14 protein-coding genes are annotated in these 16,476 nt (G+C 69.6%); 10 read left to right on the forward strand and 4 right to left on the reverse strand.

Annotation, left to right across the window (positions count from 1 at the left end):
• Positions 1 to 14 precede the first annotated feature (14 nt).
• Positions 15 to 776 (forward strand): response regulator transcription factor, encoded by a 762-nt coding sequence (locus IE262_RS00935; protein WP_189870503.1) that lies wholly within the window; start codon positions 15 to 17, stop codon positions 774 to 776.
• 39 nt (positions 777 to 815) lie between these two features.
• Here the strand turns inward: IE262_RS00935 and IE262_RS00940 are convergent, their stop codons facing one another.
• A complete protein-coding gene (locus tag IE262_RS00940; RefSeq protein WP_229877031.1) occupies positions 816 to 2,342 on the reverse strand; it encodes an MFS transporter in 1,527 nt (508 codons plus the stop codon).
• Positions 2,343 to 2,458: 116 nt separating this feature from the next.
• On the opposite strand from IE262_RS00940, the gene IE262_RS00945 reads away from it, so the two are divergent.
• The 4 genes from IE262_RS00945 to IE262_RS00960 all read left to right on the forward strand — a co-directional run bounded on the left by IE262_RS00945 (position 2,459) and on the right by IE262_RS00960 (position 8,016).
• The gene (locus IE262_RS00945) at positions 2,459 to 2,824 is read left to right on the forward strand and encodes a winged helix-turn-helix transcriptional regulator (RefSeq protein WP_189870505.1); all 366 of its coding nucleotides are present in this window, start codon (positions 2,459 to 2,461) and stop codon (positions 2,822 to 2,824) included.
• A 280-nt stretch (positions 2,825 to 3,104) separates the two neighbouring features.
• Positions 3,105 to 3,986, forward strand: a complete 882-nt coding sequence (locus IE262_RS00950) for a diacylglycerol/lipid kinase family protein (protein ID WP_134039444.1) — start codon at positions 3,105 to 3,107, stop codon at positions 3,984 to 3,986.
• Between the two features lie 173 nt (positions 3,987 to 4,159).
• A complete protein-coding gene (locus tag IE262_RS00955) occupies positions 4,160 to 4,675 on the forward strand; it encodes a DUF4232 domain-containing protein (protein WP_134039443.1) in 516 nt (171 codons plus the stop codon).
• A 332-nt stretch (positions 4,676 to 5,007) separates the two neighbouring features.
• Positions 5,008 to 8,016 carry a 3-keto-alpha-glucoside-1,2-lyase-like domain-containing protein gene (locus IE262_RS00960; RefSeq protein WP_189870507.1) on the forward strand — a complete coding sequence of 1,003 codons (3,009 nt, stop codon included), beginning with the start codon at positions 5,008 to 5,010 and terminating at the stop codon, positions 8,014 to 8,016.
• 361 nt (positions 8,017 to 8,377) lie between these two features.
• On the opposite strand, the gene IE262_RS00965 is transcribed toward IE262_RS00960, so the two are convergent.
• Positions 8,378 to 8,656 carry a hypothetical protein gene (locus IE262_RS00965; RefSeq protein ID WP_134039441.1) on the reverse strand — a complete coding sequence of 93 codons (279 nt, stop codon included), beginning with the start codon at positions 8,654 to 8,656 and terminating at the stop codon, positions 8,378 to 8,380.
• A 267-nt stretch (positions 8,657 to 8,923) separates the two neighbouring features.
• Here IE262_RS00965 and IE262_RS00970 point away from each other — a divergent pair, with 267 nt between their 5' ends.
• Both IE262_RS00970 and IE262_RS00975 read left to right on the forward strand, forming a co-directional pair.
• On the forward strand, positions 8,924 to 9,709 hold the full coding sequence (locus tag IE262_RS00970; protein WP_189870509.1) for a helix-turn-helix domain-containing protein: 786 nt from the start codon (positions 8,924 to 8,926) through the stop codon (positions 9,707 to 9,709).
• A 271-nt stretch (positions 9,710 to 9,980) separates the two neighbouring features.
• A complete protein-coding gene (locus tag IE262_RS00975; RefSeq protein ID WP_189870510.1) occupies positions 9,981 to 10,538 on the forward strand; it encodes a hypothetical protein in 558 nt (185 codons plus the stop codon).
• A 318-nt stretch (positions 10,539 to 10,856) separates the two neighbouring features.
• On the opposite strand, the gene IE262_RS00980 is transcribed toward IE262_RS00975, so the two are convergent.
• Positions 10,857 to 12,044: an MFS transporter gene (locus tag IE262_RS00980; protein ID WP_189870512.1), complete on the reverse strand. Its 1,188-nt coding sequence runs from the start codon at positions 12,042 to 12,044 to the stop codon at positions 10,857 to 10,859.
• 88 nt (positions 12,045 to 12,132) lie between these two features.
• Here IE262_RS00980 and IE262_RS00985 point away from each other — a divergent pair, with 88 nt between their 5' ends.
• From IE262_RS00985 to IE262_RS00995, 3 genes are all read left to right on the forward strand, one after another.
• Entirely contained in the window at positions 12,133 to 12,714 is a 582-nt protein-coding gene (locus IE262_RS00985; protein ID WP_134039437.1) for a TetR/AcrR family transcriptional regulator, read from the forward strand.
• Positions 12,715 to 12,923: 209 nt separating this feature from the next.
• Positions 12,924 to 13,367 (forward strand): GyrI-like domain-containing protein, encoded by a 444-nt coding sequence (locus tag IE262_RS00990; protein ID WP_189870514.1) that lies wholly within the window; start codon positions 12,924 to 12,926, stop codon positions 13,365 to 13,367.
• A 280-nt stretch (positions 13,368 to 13,647) separates the two neighbouring features.
• Positions 13,648 to 15,294: an APC family permease gene (locus IE262_RS00995; RefSeq protein WP_189870516.1), complete on the forward strand. Its 1,647-nt coding sequence runs from the start codon at positions 13,648 to 13,650 to the stop codon at positions 15,292 to 15,294.
• Between the two features lie 150 nt (positions 15,295 to 15,444).
• Here IE262_RS00995 and IE262_RS01000 read toward each other — a convergent pair whose 3' ends face one another.
• Entirely contained in the window at positions 15,445 to 16,281 is an 837-nt protein-coding gene (locus IE262_RS01000) for an NmrA/HSCARG family protein (RefSeq protein ID WP_189870518.1), read from the reverse strand.
• Between the last annotated feature and the right edge of the window lie 195 nt (positions 16,282 to 16,476).

Below are 16,476 nucleotides of genomic sequence, written 5' to 3' on the forward strand. Positions count from 1 at the left end.
GTACGCTGCCCAGCATGCGCACACCCGCAGCACCGGACCGGGGCCGCTTCGGCGTCCTCGTCGTGGAGGACGACAACACGATCGGCCACCACCTCGAAACCGGGCTGCGCAGCAACGGCTACGCGCCCACCTGGAGCCGCACCGGCGCGGGAGCACTCGCCGAGGCGTCCCAGGGGTCGTACGACGCGCTGCTCCTGGACCTCGGCCTGCCCGACATGGACGGCCTCGACGTCGCCCGCACCCTGCGCGCCCGGTTTCCCGACCTGCTGATCATCATCCTCACCGCCCGCACCGACGACATCGACGTCATCGCCGGCCTGGACGCCGGAGCCGACGACTACCTCGTCAAACCCTTCAGCCTGACCGTCCTCCTCGCCCGGCTCCGCGCCCACCTGCGCCGCCGGACCACCGCCTCCCCGCCACGGGAACCCGTCACCCTCGGTGACCTCGTCCTCGACGAGACGGCCCGCCGCTGCACCCTCCACGGCGCCGACGTTCCCCTGCGGCCCAAGGAGTTCGAGCTTCTCGCCCTGCTCGGCCGGCACGCCGGCGAGGCCGTCTCCCGCGAGACACTCATGGCGCAGGTCTGGGACGAGAACTGGTTCGGCTCCACCAAGACCCTCGACGTCACCATGGCAAGCCTGCGACGCCACCTCACCGCCGCGGCACAGTCCTCACCCCGTCCCGCGCACGTACCGCGGATCACCACGCTGCGCGGCCATGGCTACCGGCTGGAGGCGCAGCCCGGACAGTCCGCTGAGCAGCACGGCCCATGAGGTGCTGCGCCTTCGGCGCCGGGAAAGGACGCGTGCTTGTCAGCTCCTCTTCGGCGGGCGCAGCAGGACGGCGGCCATTGCGGCGGTGACGACCAGAACGATGGCGGCGAGGGTCAGCACGGTGGTGAAGCCGTGGTCGTAGGCCTGCTGCGCCGCACGCAGCAGTGCCTGCGCGGTTCCGGACGGAAGGCCGGCCGCGAGGTCCTCGGCGTCCGCGAACGACTCCTCGGCTGTCGCCCGTTGGTCCGGGCCGAGTCCCGGTACCTGGGGCAGACCGGTTCGGTACACGGCGGTCAGGACACTGCCGAGGACAGCGACGCCGAGGCCCGCGCCGAGTTCGAAGGAGGTCTCCTGGACAGCGGCCGCCTCCCCGGAGCGTTCCGGCCGCGCGGCGCTCATGATGGAGTCGGCGCCCAGGGTCATCACGATGCCGGCTCCGTATCCCGCGCCCAGCAACGGCACGAGCAGCGCCCCGTGGTGGGCGGTGTCGCCGACGACGGCCATGGCGGCGAGGGCGGTGGCGAAGAGGGTGAGCGCCCCGGTGAGTGCCCACCGGTTGCCCCACCGGTTCGCGGTCCAGGGCGCCGTGACCGCGCCGACGGCGTTGGCGCCGGCCAGTGGCATCAGGGCGAGTCCGGCGCGCAGCGGCGAGTACTCGCCCACCTGCTGGAGCCACTGGGTGAGGAAGAACAGCAGGGCGACGTAAGAGCCGAAGCAGCCGATGACGCACAAGGTGGCGGTGGTGAAGCGGCGTTCGTGGAAGAGAGAAAAGTCCAGCAGCGGTTCGGCGATGCGTCTTTGACGGCGTACGAAGGTGGAGAGCAGGACGCTTCCGGCGACGGCCGTGGTGACGATGACGCCATTCACCCCGGCGTGCTCGCCGGCCTGCTTCAGTGCGTAGACCACGCCGGCCAGGCCGGTGACGGACAGCGCCACACTGGCCAGGTCCCAGCGGCGGGGATCGGGGTTCTGGGACTCGGGGACGACGCGGGCGCCGACGGCCAGGATGACGACGATGACGGGGACGTTGATCAGGAAGACCGCGCCCCAGCCCCACGTCGCGGTGACCAGACCGCCGACCAGCGGACCGATCGTGGCGCCGACGCTGTGGGCGGACGTCCAGACGCCGATGGCGATGGCACGCTCGTGGTCATCGGTGAAGACGACCCTGATGATCGCCACCGTGGACGCCATGATCATCGCCGCGCCGACTCCGAGCGCGGCGCGTGCTGCGACGAGTTGCGCCGTCGACGTCGAGAAGGCGGCCGCCGCCGAGGCGACGCCGAAGGTGACGAAGCCGCTGAGCACCATGCGGCGCCGGCCGATCCGGTCGCCGAGCGTGCCGCAGGTCACGAGCAGGGCCGCGAGCGTGAGTGAGTAGACGTCGACGATCCACAGCAGCCCTGCGGGAGAGGGCTTGAGCTCCCGGCTCATGGTGGGCACGGCGACATGCAGCACGGTGAGGTCGATTCCGCACAGCAGGAGGCTGCCCGACACCACGGCCAGGACGAGCCACCGCCGGCTCGGCGGGGTGGCCGTATGCTCTGTCTCTTCGCTTGCTCGCACCGGCGCGGGTGCCTCCTTGTGTGACACGTTCTCAGTTTCAGGACGTATCAACACGGGCCACAAGTACGGTCTTTTGTGTCCCTTGGTGCCACGCTGTATACCAACGGAGGTCAGTCGTGCGTTCCCACGTCGAAGAAGCCCCGGATCACTGCGCGATCGAGTTCGCGATGGAGATGCTCGGGGGCCGTTGGAAACTGGCCATTCTCAAGCAGCTGGTCGCGGGCACCCACCGGTTCGGTGAACTGAGGCGCGCGCTGCCGGGCATCACCCAACGCATGCTGACCCGCCAGTTGCGGGAGCTGGAGGCCGACGGCTTGGTGACGCGGACCGTGTACCGCGAGGTGCCGCCGCGCGTCGAGTACACCCTCACCGACATCGGCCACAGCCTGGACTCCATCACGGAGCAGCTGGACAAGTGGGGCCGCTGGTACCGCGAGACAGTGCGCCGCGGGGCGCCGTCCAACGCTCGTCCGCCCACCTGACCTGGCACGACAGCCGGACGCCCCGACGTCGGGGCGTCGTACGCACGTCGCTGGGCGCCGAGGCGGGGCGGGCGCGCGGCCGCTACGGGGCGCCGTTGCGCAACGCGGATCATCCCCGGCCTGCGCCATCGGACACCGTCCCGTGCCCATAGGTGCAGCCGCCGCCGGCCTTCTCGGCGGCCCGGTCCTCGGCACGCGCCCGATCCACCGCTGTCGACCCGGCGGCCGACCGGCCCGGCCCGTCGTCCCGCACCACCCGCAACCGTCCGGAGGCTCACCGATGCGACAGTTCACGGCCGTCGTCAACCCCACCGCGGGCGGCTCCACCGCAGCGACGGCGCTGCTGCACGTGGGCCGGCTGCTGCGCGAAGCCGGGGCGGAGTTGGAGATCGAGCACAGCCGCGGTCTGGCCCACGCCCAGGGCCTCGCCCGTCGGGCCGGCGAGCGCGGCCGAGTGGTACTCGCGGTGGGCGGCGACGGCATCGCCGGGTGCGTCGGCGGCGCCCTCAGCGGGACCGGCGCCGTGCTCGGCCTGGTCCCCGCGGGCCGCGGCAACGACTTCGCCCGCGCCCTGGGCCTGCCCGCCGACCCTGCCGCGCTGGCCGGGGTGCTGCTCCACAACGCCCCGCGCCTCGTCGACACCATCGAGATGGAGTCGGCCGTCCACCGCGGCACCGTGGTGCTGGGCAGTGTGTACGCGGGCGTCGACGCGCTCGCCAACCGCCACGCCAACAAGGCGCGGCTGCTGCGCGGCGCCGCCTCCTACTACGCCGGCGGACTACGCGCGGTGACCACCTGGCGGCCGGCGGCCTACCGGGTCACCGTGGACGGGCAGCACCACACCCACCGCGGCTACACCGTGGTGGCCGCCAACTCCGCCTACTACGGCTCCGGTCGGGCCATCGCCCCCGCCGCGCGGGTGGACGACGGACTGCTCGACGTCGTCATGATCCGCGAGGCCCCGCGTCGGCTCTTCTTCGCCCTCATGAACGAACTGTCGACCGGCGCCCACGTCAACCGGCCCGAGGTGTGGGTGCTGCGCGGCCGGGAGATCCGTATCGAGGCCGACCGGCCCATCCCCTACGGCGCCGACGGAGAGGTCGAGGCCACCCTTCCCGTCACGGCCAGAGTGCGGCCCCGCGACCTCGCCGTGCTGTGCTGAGCGGGCAGCCACCGGCCGGCCCTCGGCGACGCGTCGGAACGGGACGTGCGCCGGCTTCGGCGCGGGCCGCGAGTTCTTGTGGTTGAACCGCCAAGCCGTGCAACTTTCCGCCCACTACGCGCATCCAAGAAAGTGACACCATTCACCCAATCACCCGACAGGGGTGGTATGGCATGTTTCTTCACTCCCGACACTTCTCCCGGCGCGTCGCCATCGCTTCGGCGACCGCCCTTCTCACGGGCGGCGCGGCGGCCGGTGCCGCCTGGGCCACAGCTCCGGCATCGGCGTCGGCCGGTCCGCGTACCTGCACGGTGAGCGACCTGTATGTGTCCATGGGACGCAAGGAGGGCGCCGCGGGCTCGCTGTACTGGCCGATCCGGTTCACCAACACCAGCACCACCGGCTGTGCCCTGCGCGGCTACCCGGGCGTCAGCGTCCTCGACGCCACCCATCACCAGATGGGCGCGGCCGCCACTCGCAACGGAGAGGCCGTGTCGACCGTGACGCTGGCCCCCGCCCACTCGGTGTCCGCGGTCATCCGCACCACCAACGGCCCCATCGGCGGGCCCTGTCAGGCCACCGGAACCTATCTGCGTGTCTATCCGCCGGCCTCCCGCACCGCGGTCCTGGTGCCGGCCTCCTGGAAGGTGTGCTCCCACACCTTCCAGGTCGCCCCGGTCAGCCCGTAGCGCACGACAAGTCACCGATGGCCGGGGGCGATCACGCGACGGGTCATCGATTCCCTGCACAGCAGTCATGGTGGCGCCCCTCAAGATCGGTGATGTGCTCGCGGAGCGCTGCCACGATGCCGGGTACCGGTGCCGGCTACCGGGTGCCGAGGAGCTTCCACCTGCGGTGTGCGTCGGCGGCCGCGGGTGGCTCCTCGGCACTTTGAACTCCCCGATGACAAAGTGTGGACATGCCAAACGAAAGTCCTTACCTTGTCGGCACAAGTTCCGCGCACCCGCAGCAGACCGGAGCGATATCCGGCACGGTCCGGTCCCCGCCTGATGGAGGACCATTGCGCCCACGTCTGTTCCAGCGTGCCCGAAGACACCTCATCCCCCTCGTGGCCGGAGGCATCCTGGTGGGCGGCGGCCTCGGGGCCGCGCCGACGGCTTCCGCCGCTCCCTCGGACATCCCGCCCCAGGAACCCGGCATAACCCTGCGCGTGTTCGACGTTCAGACACCTCTGAGCAAGCTGTGCACCCTGAAACCCGGTCAGACCCCCAATCACGACAAGCTCATGCCGACGATCGACTGGTCCTCGGCCGCCGACTTCGGCGGACTCAGCGACAACTTCGTCAGTGAGGCGTCCGGATATCTGGACGTGCCCCGCGACGGCAGCTACACGTTCCGCCTCACCAGCGACGACGGCTCACGGCTGGCCATCGACGACGAGACGGTGATCGACCACGACGGGCTCCACGGTGCGGAGCCCAAGGACGGCACGGTCCACCTCTCCGCCGGCCTGCACCCCCTGCGCATCGACCACTTCGAGCGCGACGGCGAGCAGCAACTGCGGCTGGCCTGGAAGCCGCCCGGCCAGGACGACTTCGCGGTCGTACCGCGTGAAGCGCTGAGCACCGACGCCGGTGTCGTCCGGGTCACCGCTCCCGGCCGCAAGGAGTGCGAGGCGAGCGGCGACTCCCCCGGCGACGGTCTGCCCCTCACCTCCGTACGACCCGACCTGACGCTCACCGACCTGCGCCCGGACGGCTTCGAACCGCAGGTCAGCGGCATGGACTGGCTACCCGACGGACGTCTCGCGATCACCACGTGGGGCGGCAGCGACAACGTTGCCGGTGAGGTCTACCTGCTGGACAACGTCACCGGCCGGACCAGCCGGGACGAGGTCACCGTCAAGAAGGTGGCGAGCGGCCTCCGTGAACCCATGGGTATCAAGTACGTCGACGGTTCGCTCTACGTGTCGCAGAAGCACGAGCTGACCCGGCTTGTCGACAAGGACGACGACGATGTGACCGACGAATACCGCACGGTCGCCACCTGGCCGTACGGCAAGAACTTCCACGAGTTCGCCTTCGGTCTGCTCTACCGGGACGGCCACTTCTACGTGAACCTTTCCGTCTCCATCGACCTGGGCGGTGCCACCACGGTTCCGCAGCCCGCGCCCGGCCGCGGAGTGACGTACAAGGTCAGCAAGAAGACGGGTCGGATCAGTCCCGTCGCGGGCGGTCTGCGCACTCCCAACGGCATCGGCTGGGGACCCGACGGCGACATCTTCGCCACCGACAATCAGGGCGGATGGCTTCCCTCGTCGAAGCTCGTCCAGATCAAGCAGGACCGCTTCTTCAACCACTACACCGAGCCCTCGGGCCCCTTCGACGACTCCCCCGTCACCGAGCCGGTGCTGTGGCTGCCGCAGAACGAGATCGCCAACTCGCCCTCCACTCCGCTGCTCCTGAAGAAGGGCAGGTTCGCCGGCCAGATGCTCTTCGGCGACGTCACCTACGGCGGCCTCCAGCGCGCCTACCTGGAGAAGGTGAAGGGCCAGTACCAGGGAGCCGTCTTCCGTTACACCCAAGGTCTCGAAGCCGGCGTCAACCGCATCACCATGGGTCCGGACGGAGCGATCTACGCCGGCGGACTGGGCGCCGACGGCAACTGGGGCCAGGAGGGCAAGCTCAAGTTCGGCCTTCAGAAGCTGACCCCGAACGGCAAGAACACCTTCGACATACAGACCATGCGCGCCGTGCCCGGCGGCTTCGACCTGACGTACACCCAGCCGGTGTCCGCCACCACCGCCGAAGAACTGGCCAAGCACTACCGCGCCGAGCAGTGGCGCTACACGCCGACCGCGGACTACGGCGGCCCGAAGATCGCCGAGGAAAGCCTTCCCGTGCGGTCGGCCACGCTCTCGGAGGACGGCCGGACCGTCAGGCTCCGGCTGGACGATCTGAAACCGGGCCGCGTGGTGCACGTCCGCTCCCCTCGCCCCTTCGCCTCGGCCTCCGGTGAACAGTTGTGGAGCACCGAGGCCTGGTACACGCTCAACCGGATCCCCGGAAAGCAGCCGCCTCCCGCCACCCGGTACGAGGCCGAGGAGGCACGACTCACCGGCACGGCGGGCATCGGCACCGACCACGCGGCCTACTCCGGCAGCGGCTTCGTCGACCGCTACTCCACCGAGGACAAGGCGGCCACGACCTTCGACGTGACGGTCCCGAAGGCCGGCACCTACGACGTCAACCTGCGCTACTCCAACGGGCCGCACCCGTTCCAGGGAACCAAGTCGCTTTCCCTGTACGTCAATGGGGCCAAGGACCGGCAGACGAAGCTCGCCTCCACCGGCGACTGGGACACCTGGTCGACGCAGACCGAGAGCCTGGACCTGCGCGCCGGGCACAACACCATCTCCTACCGGTTCGGCTCCGGCGACACCGGCCATGTCAACCTCGACCTGATCACCGTCCATCCGCACGGAACCGAGGTCGACCTCTTCGACGGCACGGCGGCCTCGCAGGCCCAGTGGCAGCACACGGACGGCAGACGCCTGAAGTGGCCCCTCACGGACGAGAAGTCGATGGAGGTGTGCTGCGGCGACATCCGCACCAAGGACGCCTACCGCGACTTCCGGCTGCACGTGGAGTTCCGGGTGCCGCTCCTCCCGGACGACGTCACCGGGCAGGACCGCGGGAACAGCGGAATCTTCCTCCAGGACCGCTACGAGCTGCAGATCCTGGACTCCTACGGTGACACCTCGCCGGCCACCAACGAGGCGGGGGCGATCTATCTGAAACGGGCACCCGACACGAACGAGGCGACGGCGCCCGAGACCTGGCAGACCTACGACATCGTCTTCCGCGCGGCTCGCTACGAGGACGGCCGCAAGGTCGCGGACGCGCGGGTCACCGTGGTGTGGAACGGAAAGAAGGTCCACGACGACGTGGCCCTCGACGGACCCACCGCATCAGGCAGAGCCGAGACCCCTGCCGCCGGAGCGATCCGCCTCCAGGACCACGGCAACAAGGTCAGATTCCGCAACATTCGGATAGAGCCACTGCCCTGAGTTCCAGGGTTTGGTTGGCCGGTCTTCGAGGCCGGCCAACCCACGCCCCCGATGCTCTCGCAGATCTCTGTGCCGCTGGAGGACTGGATCGCTGCTTCCGTCTGGCCACTGGTTGGCGATCTCCTTCAAACGGGGCAGGAGTACGGCGCATGGGGCCGGAGTGAGGTCCGGGCCGTCGTCGTCCGGGTGATGGAGAAGCGGTGTCAACGTGGTGGAGACGTCGTCCCAGGGGCGCTGTCCACCGAAGCCGCACATCTCGGCAAGGTCGAACCCCCGGTTTTGCCGGGCCGCCAGCAGCCGGGCGGCCCGCGGCTGTCGGCGGCCCCCCTGAGTTCAGAGGGCCGCCGGCGGCGCTACGTTCTCAGCGGTTGGTCCACAGGTTCCACCGCCAGGGCCAGGTGCCATCGGCGCACTGGTAGGCGTCCCAGTGTCCGCGATCGATGCCCTGCTGGCCGGCCGTCTGGCAGCCGCTCAGGGTGAGGTACTTGCCCCGGTGGACGTTGAGGCCGTCGGCTGCCTGGCCGGCCATCACGTGCGAGGAGGCTGCGGCAGGCGCCGCGACGGCGGGCGCCGCTGCGCTCAGGCCGAGCCCAGCCACAGCGATCGCCGCGAGGGCGGAGAACATGATGCGTACACGCATGGTGAAGCTTCCTTTCGGTGCGGGGTTCACAGTCGGCTCATGCGGCTGGTGCCGGCACGGCCAGGGCCACCGGCCCACTCACCCTCGGGGGTGATCTGCGCAGCCGGTATGCCGAGTTTGCGGTGATGGATCGCCCTTCACCAGCGGGTCCCGTTTGCTTCACTGATGTCGGGATCAATACATTCCTGACCTGCTGGGACGCATCCGTCCCGGGACATGAAGCAGTCGGCGGGACACCGTTGCGGCACCTGCAGGGAGACCTTGTCGATGAGTGGCCAACGTCCGGAGCACGCAGCGGCAGCACGGAGGCTGGGAGAGGAGCTGCGAGAACTGCAGCGACGCTCGGGCCGCACGCTTCGCGCCCTGGAAGCCCAGGTTCGCATCAGCGACTCGTCCCTCTCCCGCTACTTCCGCGGCGAAACCGTGCCGCCGTGGCCCGTCGTCCGGGACCTGTGCCGGGCGCTGGGAGCAGACCCCAGCGAGTACCGGGCCTTGTGGGAGGCCACCGACCGCAGTCGGCCCGACGAACCAGCCCCTGCCGCCCCGCCGCCCAAACCCGCCCTCACCCGGCGTCGTCGTCTGCGCAAGCACCTGTCCGGCCGATGGGGCTTCGCCGCGGCCGGCACGGCCATCGGCCTTGCGGCCGGGCTGACGCTGTTCGGCCTGCAGCAGTCACCCGCCCCGCCTCCCGCACGGGGCGCCGCCGGGGCGAAGGACAACGGGACCGGCTACGGGGATGCCGGCGTGCTCGTCCACAACGCCGAGGAAGACTGCCAGAAGCCCCGTACGCACAAGTGCGCACTGCACCTGGCCTGGGACCCCTACCGTCCCTACACGACGGCCAACTCGGCCGACCGTGTCTGGCACCATGATCTGCTGCACGCCCGCTGCCGGATCGCCGACGGCGTCACCGTCACCGACGAAAACGAGAAACACAGCAGCATCTGGATCCAGGTCGCGCGCAATGGGCAGCGCCTATGGCTCCCCGGGATCCGCGTCGATCCCAACAGGCTGGACCAGTTGAGCACCGTACTGCCCAGATGCCCGCCGTAACCGAGCGGTGGCCCCGGAACGCCCGTCGGCATGGTGCAGAAACGGCCTGAGAGCGGAGGCGGACTCAGGTGCCGAGAGGGTCGTGCCTCCTCGATCAATTCGCCCGTTGCTCTGCCGCCAGTCCCCAGCGCCTGCCGCACCGCGCAGGCGTACGGGTCGGTGTGCGCGAATGGGACAGGCGCGGACCGTCCTGCCCCCTGTCGCGGACCCGGCCCGCGCTCATACAATCCGGTCCGGATACGTCCAACTCCCGTGCTCGACAGGGGTACTTGTGATCGAGGGCAACGCCGGAGCCGCGCCCGGCGCCGGTGCGGGAGGCGAACCGCGGCTGCTCGCACTGCGCGCCGAGGTCGAGAAGATCATCGCCGAAGCGCAGATAGGCGCCCGCCGGGCGCAGCGCCGGGCCAAGCTCTGGCACGCCATGTATCTCAGCTTAGGTTTCCCGGCCGCCGTCCTGGCCGGCATCTCGGGCGCCGCCGGCCTGGCTTCCGCGGGTGCTCGCGTCCCCGCCGCCATCCTCGCCCTGCTGTCGGCGGGCTTCTCCGCCGGTTCCACTTTCCTCCGCTCCGACGCCCGCCACATGACCAACCTCCGCCGCCGCTACGCCTGGCAGAACCTGGAGACCCGCGCCCGCCTCGTCCTCGCGTACGACGCCTATGAAGGCCCGGAACGACTGCACACCGTCCTTCTCGTCCTGCACGAACTGCGCGCCACAGTGCCCTCAAGCGCGCTGATCCTCTCGGAGCAGCAAGGGCCGTACCAGTTGCCGACGGCTGGCCAGACGCCACCGGCCATCCAACCGACGACGCCACCGGGGCCAAGCGCATGAACGCCTTTTCGATCAAGCAGCGGCTCTTGTTCACGCTGCTTGCAGGACGGGCCTGGTGCCGCGGTGTGCCCAGGCCCTCCGCCGCCGCGGAGGTGGGTGGGCGGCAAGTCCGAGCGTGAGCGTCGGTGAGGGGTCGAGGCGGTCACGCTACGCCTGCTGGTTGCCGCATGACGCTTGCCTCGCCGTCCAGCCGAGGTTCATGACTTCTTCAAAGCCGAGCAGGCCAGAGAACTCCCGGCTCTCCGCACGCACTTCACAACGCGCCCCTGGGGCCGCGCGCTCGGACGGGACATGTTGCCGCCCATTCACCGACGCTGCTCACGGGGTGTGTGCAGGGCGGGCTGTGCGAGCGGCAGGCGTGGCGAAGGATGCGGCCACCACGAGTATGAGCACCAGGAACAGTGCGTTGCGGAGTCCGAACTGCTCGCCGAGATGGCCGAGTGAGGGCGGTCCCACGAGGAAGGCGACGTAGCCGACGGTGGCGGCGAGGGAGACCCTCGCGGCAGGGTTGTCGCCGGAGTCGCCGGCCGCGGAGAGCGCGACGGGGAAGCCGAGGGAGGCGCCGATGCCCCACAGGACTGCGGCTGCCGCCGCGACGGCCTGGTTGTCGACCAGGATCACGAGTGCGATGCCGACGGCGCCGATGACCGCGCTGGCGCACAGGGCGGCCGCGCGTCCGTAGCGGTCGATGAACCGGCCGCCCGCGAAGCGGCCGACGGTCATCGAGGCGGCGAAGGCCGCGTACACGGCCGATCCGAGCGCGGGGTCGAAGCCATGGCCGTCAACCATGACCAGCGGCAGCCAGTCGTTGGCCGTTCCCTCGGCCATGGCGAGGGCGAGGATGATGCCGCCGATGAGCAGCAGTCTCGGTTCCCTCCACACCGCGGGGCGCGCGGAGGGCTGCGTGTGCGCGCCGCTGCCGTTGCCGGTTTGTCGGCCCACCCCGGCAGGAACGTATCGGATCATCGGCACCAGTACGGCCAGTACCACGGCGGTGACGACGGCGAGATGCCACAGGACGGGGAACGAGACAGCGGTCAGAATCATGCCGCCGACCGCACCGACCACTGTGCCGAGACTGTAGAAGCCGTGCATCGCGGGGAGGGTGGATCGGCCGAGCAGCCGTTCCACCTCCGCCCCTTCGACGTTGAGGGCCACCTCGCCGCCGCCCATCCCGAGGCCGATGAGTCCGAGCCCGAGGGCCACGACCGCATCCGTGCCCGCCGCGGCCCCCAGGCCGATGACGCCGGACCCCGCGGCGGTCGCCAGCGTTCCGGCCGCGATGACGGGCCGGGCGCCCCAGCGGGCCACGAGCGGCCCTGAGCACAGGATGCCCGCCATGGACCCGACCGAGAGCCCGAACAGGACGAGGCCCATGCGTCCGGTCGAGGCTCCGAGCAGGTCGCGCACGTCGGGGGTACGCGTCACCCAGGAGGCCATGGCGAGGCCGGGCAGGAAGAACAGGGCGAACGCGGCGATCCGACGCCGGCCGAGGGTGACAGTCACGGGGAACGCCTCCAGTAGGTGACCGAGCACAGAAGTCTGTACAAGCGTACACACTTGGGTGGAGTCGCCCTGTGACACATTGGGGTGCGTGAGCGGCACACGGCGCGAGATCCCGAACGACCCCGGACGCAGGGACCGGATTCTCGATGCGGCCCTCGACGTCATCGCCGAGGGCGGCGTTCACAGGACGACCCATCGCAAGATCGCTTCACGGGCCGGCGTCCCTCTGGGCTCGCTCACGTACTACTTCGACGGCATGGACGATCTACTGGCGCTGGCGTTCGCCCGCCTCGCCGACACGATGTCCCAGCTCTACCGCCGCACCCTGCACAGCGCCGGGTCGACCGCCGAGGCCGAGGCGGCCGTGGTCGAGCTGATCTGCGGGCCGGCCTACGCCACTGACCGCGACATGACACTCATCTTCGAGATGTACGCCTACGCCAACCACAACACCGCGGTAGCCGCAACCACCCGCTCCTGGCTCGCACGCAGCCGGGAGAGCCTCGCCCTGCACTTCACTCCCGGAGTGGCCCGAGCCCTCGATGCCCTGATCGAGGGCTGGCCCATGCACGGCCGCTTCGACGCCGCCCCCCTGAACCGGGAGCTCGTCGCCGGAGTCGTGCACGCCGTCGTCAACGCCGCGCCTCACCTCCCCGACGAACAGCTCTGACCTCTTCCCCTTTCCTGCCGCATGACGCATGCCGGCGTGGTGAGCCGGCATCCGCAGGGGGTGAAGGTGGGGGGCGGATGTGCCCTTCAACCGATGAGTTCTCGACGCACGCCAGGTCTGCAGATCCTGAATCGGCGTGGAACGTGGACGGGAGCGACATGAGCAATCGTGGATCTGACAGTGAAGCCAGTGCCTCGGAGCCGGAGCTTGTGAATCTGGACCCGGCGACGACAGCGGTCGTCCGCGGCGTCGTCCCGATGGCCGACCTGCGGGACTTCTTCGACGCTTCCTTCGGCGCTCTGGCCCGGACGATCGAGGCGCAGCGGATCACCGTGCTGAGCCCCGCCTTCGGCCTCTACCACGGGTCGCCGGGAGAGACCCTGGACCTGGAGGTCGGGTTCGTCACTGACCGGGCGGTGCAGCCGGAGGCAGGGGTCGTGGTCGGTTCGCTGCCCGGAGGCCGGGTGGCACGGCTGACGCACCGCGGGTCGTTCGACGGTCTCGGATCCTCCTGGGAACGGCTGCGCTCCTGGATGCGGGCACGGGGACTTTCCGCCGGAGAAGACAGGTGGGAGACCTACGTGACACGGCCTTCCCCGGACATGGACCCGCATGACCTGCGTACCGAGCTCAACTGGCCAGTGACGGACTGACAGCGGCCAGGTGCCTGTTGGCGCTGCGTCTGGGGGCGGCAGCCCCCAGGGAGGTTCGTGCGTCGCTGGAACAGGACGCCGCCGGTACCGCCCCGTGGGCGAGGTCCGTGACACGAGTGATGTTGCCGGGCACACGGGCGAACCCGGACGACGGAGCCGGCGAACGCCGTCATCACCCACACACGCCGCGCCGGACTCGTACACGCCGCTGTCAACGGCCGGGGCCGCGTCGCCGTGGCACGATAGTCATGAGCATCACCCTGCTGAGGGGGTGTGGGGCATGGCCACATCGGACAAGGCAGCTGCCTCAGGAACCCACCGGCCGGGACTGAGACGTGAGATCGGCTTCATCGGGCTCATCTGGGCGTCAGAGGGGTCGATCATCGGTTCCGGGTGGCTGTTCGGTGCCCAGGGGGCCCTGGCAGCGGCCGGGCCCGCGGCGATCATCTCCTGGGCCATCGGTGGCCTCGCGATCCTGATCCTTGCGCTGGTGCACGCCGAGCTCGGCGGAATGTATCCGGTCTCCGGCGGCACCGCCCGGTTCCCCCACTACGCGTACGGTGGGGCCGCCGGCGCGTCCTTCGGCTGGTTCTCCTGGCTGCAGGCGGCCACGGTGGCACCCATCGAGGTGCTGGCGATGATCACGTACGCCCAGCACTACTCCTGGGCGAGCGGCTGGGAGAAGACCGAGGGCGGCGAGCACATCCTGACCGGTCCCGGCATCGCCGTCGCGGTCGGACTGATGGCGGTCATCACGGCCGTCAACTTCCTCAGCATCCGCCTGCTGGCCCGCACCAACAGCGCGGCGACCTGGTGGAAGGTCGGTGTCCCCCTGCTGACGATCTTCGTGTTGGCCATCGCCCAGTTCCACAGCAGCAACTTCACCGCGGCCGATGGATTCAACCCCTACGGGGCCAAGGGCATCCTGTCCGCCGTCTCCACCAGCGGCATCATCTTCGCGTTGCTCGGTTTCGAGCAGGCCGACCAGCTCGCCGGCGAGAGCGCCAACCCCAAGCGTGACATTCCGCGGGCGGTGATCGGGTCGATCGTCATCGGCATCGCCATCTACATCCTCCTTCAGGTCGCCTTCCTGGCCGCGCTGCCCGCCTCCCAGATCGGCAGCCACTGGGCCACCTCCGCGTTCAACGCTCTGACCGGACCGTTCGCCCAGGTCGCTACGCTCGTCAGCCTGGGCTGGCTGGCGGCGATCCTCTACCTCGACGCCGTGGTCTCCCCCGCAGGCACCGGCCTGATCTACATCACCGGTTCCTCCCGGGTCTCGTACGGCCTCAGCCGCAACGGCTACGTGCCCTCCGTGTTCGAGACCACCGACCGTCGCGGCGTCCCGTGGGTCGGCCTCATCACCGCCTTCGTGATCGGCTGTGTCTGCTTCCTGCCCTTCCCCAGCTGGCGCTCCCTCGTCGGGCTGATCACCAGCGCCAGCGTGCTCATGTACGCGGGCGCCCCACTGTCCTTCGGTGTGTTCCGCAATCGGCTGCCCGACGCCCACCGTCCCTTCCGGCTGCCCGGAGGCAGCTGGATGTCGCCGCTGGCCTTCATCGTCGCCAACCTGCTGATCCTGTGGTCCGGGTGGACCACCGACTGGAAGCTCGGCGTCGCCATCCTCATCGGCTACGCCATCCTGGTCGCCAACCGGGTGTTCAAAATGAACCCCATCACGCCTCAGCTCGACCTGCGTGCCGCGCAGTGGCTGCCGGTCTATCTCGTCGGAATGGGCCTGATCGTCTACCTCAGCGACTTCGGGCCTCTCAAGCACCCGTGGTTCCCTCTGTGGTGGGACATGGGCATCACCGCCGCCTTCAGCCTCGCCATCTACTACTGGGCCATGGCAGTCGCCCTACCGTCCGAACAGATTCAGCGAATGATCGACCAAGTCGTCGTCCCGGAGGAACAAGACATCGTGTGACGGCACAGCACACGACCGCGCCGTCGGCCGCAGTCGGGCAGAATGCGCGCCATGACGACTTGAAGTGCACGGGGCAGTCGACACTGGATCGAGGCCGATCACTCGACGCGCTCAGGGAAGGCGACCAAGGCTCTTATACGGGTGCGCGGCTCAGCTGAGCTGCTGAGCCCAGTCGTCGAACGTGGTCCAGGAGATCTCAGGGTACGCCTCGTGCAGTGCCGCGATGTCGACTGCATAGCCCTCTTCGTTGAGAAAGGCCCACATGGCAACCATGTCGTCGCTGGACCGTCGCCGTAGGTCGAGTGGAGTTCGCACTGCCTCGACCGGCGACCCCAGCGAGCGGGTGAGGACTGCGGCCATGTGGGCGGGAGAGGGTGCGTCGGAGGCAACCTCGATTCGCCGTCTCAGGTGCCCGGCAGGGCTGTTGACCGCTGCGGCCACAACGGCTGCGAGGTCTTGCCGGGCCACCTGCTGAAGCGGGCGGTCGACGGGAAGCGGCAGGACCAGCCGCCCGGCCCGCAGATTCTCCGCGTCGCCAAGCATGTTGTCGTAGAAGTACGTCGGGGCGACGATGGTCCAGTTGTCACTCTCCTGCCGCAGGGCCTGCTCGATCCGGTACTTGCTGTCGAAGTGGGGAACCCCGGTCGACCTGTCGGCGGAAGCCACCGAGGAGAGCACCAGGTGCGGCAGCTCCACCTGCCGGGTCGCCGCGATGATGGTGAGCCCCTGCTCGATCTCGGCCTGCGGGCCTTCCTCAAACGGCGTAGTGACGGCGAATGCGGCGTCCATGCCGTCAAGCGCGGCAACCAGCGAGGAGACATCGCGCAGGTCGCCGTGGACCACCTCCACACCCAGCTGTTCAAGGGCATGGGCGCGCGTTCCGCCCGGGTTGCGGACCACGGCACGAACGTGGTGTCCGTCATCAAGCAGACTGCCTACCACGGCACTCCCCTGACCACCGGTAGCTCCCAGCACCGCTACGCGCATGACGCCCACTCTCCTAGGTTCGTTCCATCACGCCGGCAACGGGCCCCGTACGCCTCCCAGCGTCGCACCGGGCCCTTAGCAGCAAGATGACACGTCGCTGCCGGTTCGCAAGGCGATCCGGAACGCTCCCATCAATGCTCCCATCAGGTCTCCTGGCAGGGGGCCGCCGACGTACGCGTCCGCCCCGTTGACGCT

This window comes from Streptomyces bluensis, from assembly GCF_014650715.1.
Lineage (GTDB): Bacteria > Actinomycetota > Actinomycetes > Streptomycetales > Streptomycetaceae > Streptomyces > Streptomyces bluensis.